The sequence below is a fragment of the Streptomyces yunnanensis genome, from assembly GCF_029011865.1.
Lineage (GTDB): Bacteria > Actinomycetota > Actinomycetes > Streptomycetales > Streptomycetaceae > Streptomyces > Streptomyces yunnanensis.
In genome coordinates, this window is record NZ_CP095749.1 from 3,999,875 (window position 1) to 4,012,473 (window position 12,599).

General features: G+C 69.7%; 14 protein-coding genes. 4 read left to right on the forward strand and 10 right to left on the reverse strand.

Going from position 1 to position 12,599, the window contains the following annotated elements; genetic code table 11:
• Positions 1–66: 66 nt before the first annotated feature.
• Genes MOV08_RS17100 through MOV08_RS17110 form a run of 3 tightly spaced genes read right to left on the reverse strand, consistent with a single transcriptional unit; the run spans position 67 to position 1,693 of the window.
• Entirely contained in the window at positions 67–915 is an 849-nt protein-coding gene (locus tag MOV08_RS17100) for a helix-turn-helix domain-containing protein (RefSeq protein ID WP_275307943.1), read from the reverse strand.
• Positions 916–942: 27 nt separating this feature from the next.
• A complete protein-coding gene (locus MOV08_RS17105) occupies positions 943–1,389 on the reverse strand; it encodes a DUF6879 family protein (RefSeq protein ID WP_275307944.1) in 447 nt (148 codons plus the stop codon).
• A 40-nt stretch (positions 1,390–1,429) separates the two neighbouring features.
• Positions 1,430–1,693 carry a hypothetical protein gene (locus MOV08_RS17110; RefSeq protein ID WP_078876218.1) on the reverse strand — a complete coding sequence of 88 codons (264 nt, stop codon included), beginning with the start codon at positions 1,691–1,693 and terminating at the stop codon, positions 1,430–1,432.
• A gap of 180 nt (positions 1,694–1,873) precedes the next feature.
• On the opposite strand from MOV08_RS17110, the gene MOV08_RS17115 reads away from it, so the two are divergent.
• Entirely contained in the window at positions 1,874–2,020 is a 147-nt protein-coding gene (locus tag MOV08_RS17115) for a hypothetical protein (RefSeq protein WP_275307945.1), read from the forward strand.
• 159 nt (positions 2,021–2,179) lie between these two features.
• Here MOV08_RS17115 and MOV08_RS17120 read toward each other — a convergent pair whose 3' ends face one another.
• Entirely contained in the window at positions 2,180–2,542 is a 363-nt protein-coding gene (locus tag MOV08_RS17120; protein ID WP_039633503.1) for a hypothetical protein, read from the reverse strand.
• Between the two features lie 135 nt (positions 2,543–2,677).
• Here MOV08_RS17120 and MOV08_RS17125 point away from each other — a divergent pair, with 135 nt between their 5' ends.
• On the forward strand, positions 2,678–3,220 hold the full coding sequence (locus MOV08_RS17125) for a GntR family transcriptional regulator (RefSeq protein WP_039633504.1): 543 nt from the start codon (positions 2,678–2,680) through the stop codon (positions 3,218–3,220).
• Positions 3,217–3,996: a GntR family transcriptional regulator gene (locus MOV08_RS17130; protein ID WP_275307947.1), complete on the forward strand. Its 780-nt coding sequence runs from the start codon at positions 3,217–3,219 to the stop codon at positions 3,994–3,996. Before MOV08_RS17125 ends, MOV08_RS17130 begins: the two co-directional genes overlap by 4 nt.
• A 61-nt stretch (positions 3,997–4,057) precedes the next feature.
• On the opposite strand, the gene MOV08_RS17135 is transcribed toward MOV08_RS17130, so the two are convergent.
• From MOV08_RS17135 to MOV08_RS17160, 6 genes are all read right to left on the reverse strand, one after another.
• Positions 4,058–5,071 carry an ABC transporter substrate-binding protein gene (locus tag MOV08_RS17135; RefSeq protein ID WP_275307948.1) on the reverse strand — a complete coding sequence of 338 codons (1,014 nt, stop codon included), beginning with the start codon at positions 5,069–5,071 and terminating at the stop codon, positions 4,058–4,060.
• A gap of 2 nt (positions 5,072–5,073) precedes the next feature.
• Positions 5,074–7,068, reverse strand: a complete 1,995-nt coding sequence (locus tag MOV08_RS17140; protein ID WP_275307950.1) for an ABC transporter permease subunit — start codon at positions 7,066–7,068, stop codon at positions 5,074–5,076.
• A complete protein-coding gene (locus MOV08_RS17145) occupies positions 7,065–7,235 on the reverse strand; it encodes a hypothetical protein (protein WP_167390773.1) in 171 nt (56 codons plus the stop codon). The genes MOV08_RS17140 and MOV08_RS17145 overlap by 4 nt, the downstream gene beginning before the upstream one ends.
• Positions 7,235–8,374 (reverse strand): quaternary amine ABC transporter ATP-binding protein, encoded by a 1,140-nt coding sequence (locus tag MOV08_RS17150; RefSeq protein WP_275307951.1) that lies wholly within the window; start codon positions 8,372–8,374, stop codon positions 7,235–7,237. The genes MOV08_RS17145 and MOV08_RS17150 overlap by 1 nt, the downstream gene beginning before the upstream one ends.
• Positions 8,374–9,924, reverse strand: a complete 1,551-nt coding sequence (locus tag MOV08_RS17155; protein WP_275307952.1) for a GMC family oxidoreductase — start codon at positions 9,922–9,924, stop codon at positions 8,374–8,376. The genes MOV08_RS17150 and MOV08_RS17155 overlap by 1 nt, the downstream gene beginning before the upstream one ends.
• An 80-nt stretch (positions 9,925–10,004) precedes the next feature.
• Positions 10,005–11,480 (reverse strand): aldehyde dehydrogenase family protein, encoded by a 1,476-nt coding sequence (locus tag MOV08_RS17160; RefSeq protein ID WP_275311811.1) that lies wholly within the window; start codon positions 11,478–11,480, stop codon positions 10,005–10,007.
• A gap of 332 nt (positions 11,481–11,812) precedes the next feature.
• Here MOV08_RS17160 and MOV08_RS17165 point away from each other — a divergent pair, with 332 nt between their 5' ends.
• Positions 11,813–12,595 (forward strand): hypothetical protein, encoded by a 783-nt coding sequence (locus tag MOV08_RS17165; protein WP_275307954.1) that lies wholly within the window; start codon positions 11,813–11,815, stop codon positions 12,593–12,595.
• The last annotated feature ends 4 nt before the right edge of the window (positions 12,596–12,599 follow it).

A 12,599-nucleotide genomic window follows, 5' to 3' on the forward strand; every position in this document is an offset into this window, starting at 1 on the left:
AATGACAACAACGTTAGGAACAGTGCAAGCCGCGGGTCCACGCCGTTGCAGTCTGTTGCAGGCGAATTACCCGAGAGAGTCAATCGCCTTACTGATCAGTGATCTCGCGCGCCGCCCATGCACGGCCATCTTGCCCAGTCGAGCGAACGCCCGTAGATAGAGCTCCACTTCACTCGGTGTCGTTACGGTGACCTTGGCGGCCAGAAGTTCGACGTGGACGCGCCTGTCATCGAACATCGAGAATGTCTCGATGCCCCACATGGCGCGCTGCGCGGATTGCGGGATGATCCCCAGGGAGACGGCGGGGTAGGACATGGCGGTCAGCAGGTAGCCGAGTTGGCCTGCCATCACGGAGTTGTCGCCCACACGGTGGTACAGCGCATCCTCCTCCACCAGGAAGACGGCACGGTGCAGACCGTCACGGATGATGCGTGAGCGTTCGACGCGAGCCGTCGCGGCCTGGGCGGAATCGTCAGGGAGTTCCCGGAACTCCGTGATCCCGGAGAGCAGGGCCTTGGCATACCCCTCAGTCTGAAGAAGGCCGGGCAGCACCTTGACGCAGTACATCCGGAACAGCGCGGTCCGTTGATACAGCGGGATGCTGGCTTCCTGCCCCCGTCGCAGACCTGTTCGTTGCTTTCGCCGCCAGGCGACGTACATCGACTCAGCAGAGCGAGACGAAGCGATCAGGTCCGCTGTCTGGTCCTCGGAACCGCAGGCACGGCACCAAGCCTTGATGTCCGCGTCCGAGGGGATCGTCTTCGTGTTCTCGATGCGGGAGGTCTTCGACTTGTGCCAACCACACAGATCAGCCATCCCTTGTGTCGTCAGACCGGCGTCGAGGCGAAGTTCCTTGAGCCGCAGGGCGAGGGACTCTCGTGCCGCCTGGGCACTGCTGGACGGAGACAAGGACATGGGATGGCTGACCGGGTCGGTGCGTGATCAGAGCTCGTACTTCTCGTGTGGGATGCCACGCTCCCACAGGCTCTCGAAGGAGGCTGCCAGAAATTTGATCAGGTGTGCTTCCGTGCTGAACTCGTCCTCCACCAGGGAGCCATCTCCGGCGAAGTGGTGAACCCGGGCCAGCAGGTCATCGAACAACCAGTAGTCGTTGCCGGGCAGAGCCAAGTCCGTGATGAGTCGCCTCGGCAGCCAACGAACCTGCTCGCCGGCCGCGATATTGGCGTAGGTGATGTAGTGCTCCCATCGGATGTAGTCCGATACCGGCTCGCTTACGACACGGAGTCGGCGGATCGCTACTCCACGGCTCACGGCCTCGGCGATCTGATCATGGAAAGGGCGCCACCACGATGCTCGATCGTCCCAGTTGATCCGCTCACCCGTACGCCACGCGGTGAACCTCTCGTTGTCGAAGTACGTGTCGCGCATCTCCAGGTGGACCGCGCTGTGCTCTGTTTGCCTGATGGCCTCAGCGAAGTTCAGAGGAGTCTGCCTCCGAGGCTGCGCGTTCTGCGGCATCGCACGCCTTCCTGATCTGCGGCACCATGCGTGCCGGGATACGAATGAGCGCCTCGGTGTCGGGAATGGACCCGTACTTGCGGCATTCATCCTCTGTTGCTTCGTCGGCCTTCCACCCCTGCAACAGGAGATCGGCCTGCTTCTCGTCGACCCAGACGGACGGACAGTGGTCTTCGTCCGTGTCGGGGTCCTTACCGAAGAACAGTAGTGACATGGCTCTCTCCCACATCGGGCGAGTTGCGACTCGTTGCATGACCATCACTCTGAGGAGTCTTGCGCGTCAAGATGGCCTGCTGGGATGGAACTTGGCAATGACTGGGCGCGGGCGCCTGCGGGTGCCAGCCACGCGGGAGCGCCCGCACGGTGTCACTTCGGCCACCGCTTCGTGTCGCTGTTGACCTTCTTGTATCTTCTCGCTGAGGTCGCCGCGGTCGGCCCCCACCCCGAGGCCACTGACGACTGGTTCCTCGACGAGGGCCTCCCGGTCCACCACAGCCGCGACCTGGCAGTGGACCCGGTCAACGAGCTACTGGAGGACTGAAGCGGGCTTGGCCCCAGCGATCGCCACGGGCCTCCACCGGAACGTCGTCGTGCTGCGGATGACGCCGGAGCAGCACCCGGCAGTCGACCACCCGGGACTTGTCGCCGCGCTGCTCCGCGGCCCGTAATTCCACGGTGAGCCGTGCGCACTCGGCGCAGTTCACGAGCGCCCCCGCTCACGGTCCCGCTGGAGTCTGGCCAGCGCCGCCAGTTGCTTCTGCTCCCATTCCGTACCGGGACGCAGCCTGGTGTACGGCACTTCCCACCTCAGATGCGTCGGGCGCTCCAACTGGACCAGTACGCCCCCGATGCCGCGCACCATCCCCACCATGTCGGAATCCCGGTCGTAGACCACCGCCCCGACGGCGATCTCGTCGATGGAGAGGAAGAACTGACGGTGGTTCGCGATCTCGGCGTTACGACTCTGCACGGTGGCGTGGCGGCCGGCCAGGCGGGCCGCGTCCCGCTGACGGGTCAGTGCCGTGCAGACGTCGCAGTCGGCGGGCTTGTCGACAAGGGTCATCGCTTCGCCTTTCGTCGGAACTAAGCCCGGCAACCATATTGCTATTCACGAAAAGCAGCAAGGTATCCTTTCGGGTGTTCGCTTACCGTGTAGGGCGGCAACACCGGAAGATCGTCGACTTGGCGGGAGGACACCGTGAGCGCAGGCGAGTGGGTCAGCACCTCGATGCCGTACGTGAGGCCACGGGACAAGGGCCCGTCCGACCTTTGGGGGGCCGAGGCCGCGGCCAAGGGCCGACGGGGCGGTCAGCGCATCGTCCGCGCCGAGGAGATCGCGGCGCCGTCCGAGGTGGCCGAGTTGCTCGGGGCGCCTGCGGGAGAGGCGGTGGTCGTACGCCGCCGCATCATGTATCTCGACGACACGCCATGCGAGTTGACCGACACGTTCTACCCGGCGCACATCGCCCGCGATACCCGGCTCGCCGGGACGGCCAAGATCCCCGGTGGCGCGATCAGACTGCTCGCCGATCTCGGGCACGTGGGCGTCCGGGTGCGTGAGGACGTGATCGCCCGGATGCCGAACGAGGAGGAGCAGCAGACGCTGCAGACCGGCCCGCGCGAGCCCGTGCTGCAGCTGACGCGACTCACTCTCGACAGCGACGACCGCCCCATCCAGGTCGACGTCATGGTGATGCCCGCACAACGTCAGCGACTGCGTTACGAGCTCAGGATCGGATGACCATGCCCAGGACCGAAGCCGACGCATACGACCGCCGCTCACTGCATGAACGCATCGCCGCCGATCTGCGCGAGGAAATCATGAGCGGCGACCTGGCCCCGGGCGCCAAACTGCCATCCACGACACAGCTCACGGCCCGTTTTGTCGCCTCGAACGCGACCGTGCAAAAGGCGCTGCAACTCCTCAAGGACGAGCGCCTGGTCATCGGACGGCCCGGAGCGGCCGTCACCGTCCGCGAGCACCGACAGCGGACCATGCGGCCGGCGTCATACATGGCTCCGGCGCAGACCGGCGAGCCGTACCGCTGGCTCACCGAGGCCGCGAAGCTCGGCGCACAGGCACGGAGCGAGCTGGTCGATGTGGCAGAAACCACGCCGCCTGCCGACGTCGCTGCGGCACTGAAGCTGGCAGCGGGCGGCACGGCGCTGCTCCGCCGTCAGGTGCTCTTCATCGACGACGAGCCCGTCGAACTGGTCACCTCCTACTACCCGCTGGAGATCGCCCACGGCACCGCGTTGATGGAGCGCCGCAAGATCAAGGGCGGTACGCCGACGCTCCTCGCCGAGCTGGGACACCCGCCCCGACTCAGCGTGGACCGGGTCTCCGCGCGAGTGCCCACGCAAGAGCAGTACACGGCGCTGCAGCTCCCCAGCAGTCTTCCGGTCCTCCGGACGTTGCGTGTCGTCTACAGCGACGGCGAACGCCCCATCGAGGCCACCGTGATGGCCAAGGCGGGCCATCTCTACGAGTTGCAGTACGAGTTCACGCCGGAGTGAACGCCGTCGGGCGGGCCCGTACGGTGACAGGCCCGCCCGACGGCGTCATAGCGGTGGGTGGCTACTTCTTCGAGGCGTTCGGCAGCCAGCTCTTCCACACGTCGGGGTGTTCGTCCACCCACTTCTTGGCGGCCTCGTCGGCCGGGAGGCCGTTGGAGGCGATCATTTCGGAGACCTCGTTCTGGTCCTTCTTGTCCCAGCGGAAGTTCTTCAGGAACCGCGCCGCGGAGTTGCCGCTCTTGGCGAAGTCGGTGTTGAAGTACTTCTGGAGGGGGGTGGTGGGGTACGCGCAGTCGATGGACTGCGGGTCCTTGGTCCCCTTCGCCGCGCAGGCGTCGGTGTACGCGGGGAGTTTGACCTCCACCATCGGCACCTGGTTGAAGAGCCACTGGGGTTCGTACCAGTAGGTGAGGAAGGGCTTCTTCTGCTTGGCGAACTGCTGGATCTGGGTGATCTGGGCGGCCTCGGAACCGGCGAAGACGACCTGGTAGTTCAGGCCGAGGTTCTTCACCAGCGCCTTGTCGTTGGTGACGTAGGACGGCGAGCCGTCCATCAGCTGGCCCTTGTCGCCGCTCTCCGAGGTGCGGAGTTGGTCGGCGTACTTGTTGAGGTTCTTCCAGTTGGTGACGTCGGGGTGGGCGTCGGCCCAGTACTTGGGCACCCACCAGCCGATGTGTCCGGTGACGCCGTTGCCGCCGCCCGCCGTGATGGTCTTCTTGTCCTGGACGTAGCGCTTCTCCTGGTCGGGGTGGCCCCAGTCCTCCAGGATCGCGTCGACCCGGCCCTGGCTGAGCGCGTCCCAGGCGGGGATCTCGTCCACCTGGACGGTGTCGACGTGGTAGCCCAGTTCGTGTTCGAGCAGGTACTTCGCCACCGCCACGTTGGCCTGGGCGCCGACCCAGGTCTGCACGGACAGGGTGACGGACTTCGAGCCCTTGGCGGCGGCGAACGGCGACGCCTGCTTGGTCATGTCGGCCTTGCCGCAGGCGGAGAGCGAGACCAGCAGCGCGCCGGTCGCGGCCGTGGCCGCGAGCGCCTTGGCGAGGGTGCGCGGGCGTATCGGTGTGCGGGACATGGTCAGGCTCCCTTCCCGGTCGTGCGCCGTTCCGTGGGCTGGGTGACCCGGTCGAGCATCAGGCCCAGGCACACGATGGCGACGCCGGCGACCAGGCCGATGGCGAGGTTGCCGGTGGCCAGGCCGGTGACCACGTCGTAGCCGAGGGCACCGCCGCCGACCAGGCCGCCGATGATGACGACGGCGAGGACGAGCACCACGCCCTGGTTGACGGCCAGCAGCAACGCCGGCCGGGCGAGCGGGAGTTGGACCTGGAGGAGGGTCTGCCAGCGGGTGGCGCCCAACGAGTGGGCGGACTCCATGGCGCCGGGGTCCACCTGGCGCAGGCCCTGGGTGGTGATCCGGATGACGGCCGGCAGCGCGTAGACCACGGCAGCGGCGGCGGCCGGCGCGCGCCCCACCGCGAACAGCGCCACGACGGGGATCAGGTAGACGAACTGCGGCATGGTCTGCATGACGTCCAGGACCGGCCGCAGCACGGCCTCGAAGCGCTTGCTGCCGGCCGCGAGGATGCCGACGCCGATGCCCAGCACCAGGGTCAGCGCCAGGGCGGCGAGGACCTGGGAGAGGGTGTCCATCGACGGCTTCCACACGCCCAGGACGCCGATCGCGGCCATCGCCAGGACGGCGGTGAGCGCGGTGCGCCAGGTGCCGATGAGCCAGGCCAGCGCGGCGACGATGAGCAGCACGCCGTACCAGGGCAGCGCGGTCAGGCCGTCGCGCAGCGGGTTGAGCACCCAGTTGGTGAAGTGCGCGGCCCAGTCGGCGGTGCCGCCGACGACCGGGACACCGGAGTAGAGGTGGTTGACCATCCACTCCTTGGCGTCGTTGACCGGGCGGGCGATGGCGAACGTGGCACCGGCGGGCCAGATCGTGGAACCGGCCAGCCGGCCGACGAGCGCGGCCACGGCGGTGATCACGGCGATACCGGCCCAGGCGGGCCAGCCGCGCAGCAGCCGCGGGCCGGCGGCGGCCGGCGTCGCGCCCAGCTTCTCGCCGGCCGCGGCGGTGGTGCGGTCCATGACGATGGCCAGCAGCACGATCGGGACGGCGGCGGCGAGCGCGGCGCCCACGTCGACGGAGGCGAGCGCCTGGTAGACGCGGTCACCGAGGCCGGCTGCGCCGATCATCGAGGCGATCACGGCCATGGACAGCGCCATCATGATCGTCTGGTTGACGCCGAGGAGGAGTTCCTTGCGGGCCAGCGGCAGGCGGGCGGTCAGCAGCCGCTGGCGTCCGGTGGCGCCGAGCGAGGAGACCGCCTCCAGCACGCCGGCGTCCGCGCCGCGCAGCCCGAGCGCGGTGAGCCGGGCCATCGGCGGCGCCGCGTAGATCACGGTGGCCAGCAGCGCGGCCGGCACACCGATGCCGAAGATCATGACGACCGGCAGGAGGTAGGCGAAGGCCGGGAGCACCTGCATGGTGTCCAGCACCGGGCGGAGGATCTTGAACAGCCGCGGGGAGAGGCCGGCGGCGAGCCCGAGCAGCGCGCCGACGACGACCGAGGCGAGGACCGCCACGATCATCAGCGCCAGCGTCTGCATGGTCGGGACCCACATCCCCAGGGCCCCGCTGACCAGGAAGGACACCAGCGCGACGGCGGCGATGCGGAGGCCGGCGACGCGCCAGGCCAGCAGCGTCACGCCGGCCGTCACACCGGTCCAGCCGAGCGCGAGCAGCAGCAGGTAGACGCCGCGGACGGAGAGCACCACGGCGTTGCTGAGGTGGCCGAGGACGTAGACGAACAGCCAGTGGCTGTCGCGGTTGTCGATGATCCAGTTGCTGGCGTGGTCGAGCGGACCGGAGAGGTCCACGGTCAGCGCGCCGGGCCAGGAGGTGCCGGGCCACGCGGACCGGACGAGCGGGACCAGGACCGCCGCGGCGACGGCGAGCAGCAGGAGCTTGGCGAGGCCACGGCGGCGCAGCAGGCCCTGTATCGGACTGAGCTTCCCGGCGCCGAGCGCGCCGGGAGTGGTGGGGGGTGCGGCCGTACTCATGCGCGGCCTCGCTTCACCGTGCCGACCGGCACGTTCAGCGCGGCGGTGCGCTGGGCCTGGCGCCACTGGCGGAACAGGGCGGCGCGCAGCCGGGCCCGGGGGCTCGCGGCGGGCGCGCGGGGGACGACGGCGCGGCTGGCGCCGCGGTAGGGGGCGGCGGCGTACATCAGGCGGCCACCTCCCCCGGGGCGTCGTGGTGCGGCTGCGGGATCCGGGCCACCACGTTCAGCAGGCAGGCGCTGTCGACGATGCCCAGGCAGCGGCCGCCGTCGACGACCCGGGCGGGGCCGCCGGAGCGGGCGACCGCCTCGATGGCGTCGGCGATCAGGGTGTCGGGGGTGAGCGCGGGGCCGTCGGTGGCCTCGCCGTCCTCGGCGGGGCGCATCGCGCGGCGCACGGTCAGCACCTGCTCGCGCGGGACGTCCCGGACGAAGTCGCGGACGTAGTCGTCGGCCGGCGAGCCGACGATCTCCTCGGGCGTGCCGAGCTGGACGATCTGCCCGTCGCGCATCAGGGCGATCCGGTCGCCGATCCGCAGCGCCTCGGCGAGGTCGTGGGTGATGAAGACCATGGTCCGCCCCTCCTCGCGGTGCAGGCGGACGACCTCCTCCTGCATATCGCGCCGGATGAGCGGGTCGAGCGCGCTGAACGGCTCGTCGAACAGCAGGACTTCGGGGTCCACGGCGAGCGCGCGGGCCAGGCCGACGCGCTGCTGCTGGCCGCCGGAGAGCTGGCCGGGGCGGCGCTTCTCCAGGCCGGCCAGGCCGACCTTGTCGACCATCTCGGCGGCCCGCTCGCGGCGCTCGGACTTGCCGACGCCCTGGATCTCCAGCCCGTAGGCGACGTTGTCGACGACGGTGCGGTGCGGCAGCAGGCCGAAGTGCTGGAAGACCATGGCGGCCCGGCGGCGGCGCAGCTCGCGCAGGGCGGTGCGGTCCATGGCGCGGACGTCCTCGCCGTCCATCTCCAGGTCGCCGCTGGTCGGCTCGATCAGCCGGGTCAGGCAGCGGACGAGGGTGGACTTGCCGGAGCCGGAGAGCCCCATGACCACGAAGACCTCGCCCTTGCGGACGTCGAAGGAGACGTCGCGGACGGCGGCGGTGCAGCCGGTCTGTTCGCGCAGCTCCCGGGCGCTGAGGTCGGTGACCGAGGCGTCCTCGGGGATCCGCTCGGCCTTGGGGCCGAAGACCTTCCACAGGTTCCGTACGGAGAACACCACGGGCTGCGTGCCCGTGTCCGTCGCGGAACCCTGCCCGGCCTCGCGGGGGTTGGGGACCGCGGTGGTGTCGGCGGCAGTACCGGTCATCACGCATCACCCCCCTGGGCCGGGGCCTCGCGGAGCAGTTCGGCGCACTTCTCCCCCACCATCAGCACGCCGATCATCGGGTTCACCGCGGGCATCGTCGGGAAGACCGAGGCGTCGGCGATCCGGATGCCGTTCAGGCCGCGGATCTTCAACTCCGGGTCGACGACGGCGAGTCGGTCGTCCTTGGCGCCCATCTTGCAGGTGCCGGCCGGGTGGTAGACGGTGTGCGCGGCCTTGCGGACCAGCTCGCTGATCTCCGCGTCGTCGGTGACCTCGGGGCCGGGGAAGACCTCGCGCTTGAGCCACTTCTTGAACGGCTCGGCCTGGGCGACCTTGCGCGCCAGCTTGATGCCGTCGACGAGGGTCTGTCCGTCGTAGTCGAGGCCGTTCTCGTCGTACGCGAAGTACTTGAAGTCCAGGGCGGGCTTGACCTCGGGGTCGGCGGAGGTCAGGTAGAGCCGGCCGCGGGCGCGGGACTTGGGGATGTTGGGGGTCATCGAGACGCCGTGCTCGGGGCGCTCGTAGCCCAGTCGCTCGGGGTTGTCGGTGAACGGGATCTGGTAGAAGTGGAACATCAGGTCCGGGCCCTTGTGCCCCGGGTCCCGCTTCACGAACAGACCGGCGTCGGAGTCCATCGCGGAGTTGCCGGGGATCGGCCCGTCGGTCTCCCAGACGATGACCGACTCGGGGTGGTCGATCAGGTTCTCCCCGACGCCCGGCAGGTCGAGGACGCACTCGATGCCCAGCGCCTCCAGGTCCGCCTTCGGGCCGATGCCGGAGTGCATCAGCAGCCGCGGGGTGTCCACCGCGCCGGCGCACACCAGCACCTCGCGGGCGGCCTCGACGTAGACCTCCTCGCCGTCCTTGGTCCGGACGTGGACGCCCTTGGCCGTGGTGCCGTCCAGCTCCAGCCTGTGCGCCCAGGTCTCCAGCATCAGCGTGAGGTTGGGGCGGTCGCCGGCCTCCATGTGGGGGTGGAGGTAGGCGACGGAGGCGGAGGACCGCTTGTTGTTCTCCGGGTGGTAGGAGAGGTCGAAGAAGCCGACGCCCTCCTCGAAGGGCCCGTCGTTGAAGCCGACGACCTCAGGGACGCCGAGCGCCGTCTTGGTGGCCTCGATCCAGTCCGTGGCGATCTGGTTCTGGTCCTTCTTGGCCACCCGCACGATGTTGTTGCGCAGCTTGCCGTAGTAGGGGTCCATCTGCGCGGCGCCCCAACCGGTGGCGCCGGCCGCCTCCCACTCGTCCCAGTCGGACGGCAGCGGCTTGAAGGAGATCAGGGTGTTGTGGGACGAGCAGCCGCCGAGGACCTTGGCGCGGCTGTGCAGGATGTGCGAGTTGCCGCGGGGCTGCTCGGTGGTCGTGTACTCGTAGTCCAGATCGCCGCCGAGCAGGCCGAGCCACTTGCGCAGCGTCAGAACGTCCTCGCGGTCGATGTCGGAGGGGCCGCCCTCGATGACGGCGACGGTGATGTCGGGGTCCTCTGCGAGGCGGGAGGCGATGACGGAACCGGCGGTTCCACCACCGACGACGACGTAGTCGTACACGGGCATGAGGGGTGCTCCTTACTGCGAAGTGCGCTGGGGCCCGGGAGCCTGGATCCCGGGCCGGAGGCGTGACGGGTGGGTACCGGTCAGCCGGCGAACCAGCGGACGGGCTGGGGCCGCAGGTTCTCGTAGATGTGCTTGCTCTCCCGGTACTCGTCGAGTCCGCTCGGGCCGAGTTCGCGCCCGATGCCGGACTTCCCGAAGCCGCCCCATTCGGCCTGCGGCAGGTAGGGGTGGTAGTCGTTGATCCACACGGTGCCGTGCCGCAGCCGGGCGGCCACCCGGCGCGCGCGGGCGGTGTCGGCGGAGAACACCGCGCCGGCCAGTCCGTACTCGGTGTCGTTGGCGAGCGCGACGGCCTCGTCCTCGGTGCGGAAGGTCTCGACGGTGAGGATCGGCCCGAAGGTCTCCTCCCGGACCACCTTCATCCCGCGGTGGCAGCCGTCCAGCACGGTCGGCAGGTAGAAGTAGCCGCCGGCCGGCCGGACGTCGCTGGGCTCGGGGCGGGTGCCGCCGCAGCGCAGGCTGGCGCCCTCGGTCAGCGCGGAGGCGACGTACGCCTCGACCTTGTCCAGCTGCTGCTGGGAGACCAGCGGGCCGCACTCCACGCCCGGCTCGGTCCCCCGGCCGAGCTTGATCTTCTCGGCGCGGCGGGCGAGTTCGGCGACGAAGCGGTCCCGCACCGACTCCTCGATGATCAGCCGGGCGCCGGCCGAGCACACCTGCCCGCTGTGGATGAACGCCGCGTTCAGCGCCTGGTCGACGGCGGTGTCGAAGCCCTCGTCGGTGGCGCAGGCGTCGGCGAAGACCACGTTGGGGTTCTTCCCGCCCAGCTCCAGGGCGATCTTCTTGGCGCCGGAGACCGCCGCCGCGCCCGCCTTGGTGCCGCTGGCCAGGCCGCCGGTGAACGAGAAGAGGTCCACGTCGGGGTGGTCGGCCAGCCGCTGGCCGACCGGCAGCCCGGCACCGGTGACGATGTTGGCGACGCCCTCCGGCAGACCCGCCTCGACCAGCAGCCGGATCAGGTACACCGTCGAGAGCGGGGTGACCTCGCTCGGCTTGATCACGAAGGTGTTGCCGGCCGCCAGCGCCGGGGCGATCTTCCAACTCGCCTGGAGCAGCGGGTAGTTCCAGGGCGTGATCAGCGCGCACACGCCGACCGGCTCGTGCACCACCACGCTGTGCACGTCCGCCGAACCGGCGTCCACGACCCGGCCGCCGCTGTCGTTGGCGACCAGGTCGGCGAAGTAGCGGAAGGCGTTGGTGACGTCGTCGACGTCGACCCCGCCCTCTTCCAGGGTCTTGCCGGTGTCCCGGCTCTCGATCAGGGCGATCTGCTCGCGGTCGCGCTGGAGCAGGTCGGCGACCCGGCGCAGCAGCGCCGCCCGCTCGGCGACCGGCGTGCGGGGCCACACCCCGGCGCCGCCGTCGAAGGCCGCCCTGGCCGCCGCGACCGCCGCGTCGGCGTCCTCGGCGCCGCCCTCGGCGACCACCTGCAGCGTCGTGGCGTCGGCGGGGTCCAGGACCTCGCGCGTGGCGCCGGAGACGGCCGCCCGCCACACCCCGCCTACGTGAATGGTCTCGTTTGTCTCGGTTGCCGCCACGACGATCTTCTGCCTTCCGCTTACCGATGTGTTGCGCCGACGGCCCGGGCCCCCAGTGATCACCACTGAGGCAACCGCCGACCCGCCAGCAACCGGGACCCCTAACCCAAAGCTCCGCTCCTATGCCCAAACATTCATCGAAAGTGACACGAGTCACCCCCGGTCGCCCGACCCCTCCGCATGCGTCCGAATAGGCCGGAAAGTACGCTAAATAGCCGTATGCCCACCCGGGAGCCTTCCGGGCGGCCCACCGCGGCCCCCGGGAACCCCTCCCGACGGGAGGTGCCGAGATGACCCGCAGACGCCGCTCCCTCACCGCCCTGGCCTGCGGCGCGGCCGGAGCCGCCCTGGCCGCCACCTGCATCGCCGCGGTCCCGGCCGACGACCCGGGCGACGAGGGCGACCTCGCCCACAAATCCGCCCAGGAGATCTCCGACGACGCCCTGCACGCACTCCTCGGCGCGAAATCCCTGCGCATGCGCACCGAGACCTCCACCGACGACACCAAGCTCGACCTCACCCTCGACCAGGACGGGAACTGCAACGGCAACATCAACAAGGGCAAGCTCGGCCGGGTCGACCTGATCAAACGCGGCAAGGACGTCTGGCTGAAGCCCGACGCCGCCTACTGGAAGAGCCAGCTGCCCGGCGACGAGGGCAGCACGGCGGCCCGCAACTACCAGGACCGCTTCCTCCACGGCACCACCGACGACGCCTTCCTCCAGAGCCTGGCCACCGCCTGCGACCTGAACGCCTTCCAGAAGTCGGTGGCCCCGCAGCCCCCCGCGCCCGATCAGCCGTCACCCCCCGCGGTCACCCTCAGCAAGGGCCGACCCACCACCCACGAGGGCACCCGGGTTCTGCCCATCGTCAAGAAGACCGAGGACGCCACCCAGACCGTCTACGTCGCGATCAAGGGCACCCACTACCCGCTGAAGATCACCACTCAGGTCGACGACGAGAGCAGCACCATCCTGCTCAGCGACTACGACCGGCCGGTCCCCTCGAACACCCCGCCCCCCGGCCAGACCGTCGACATCACCGCCCTGGAGAACCGCACCCAGGCCGCGTGACGCC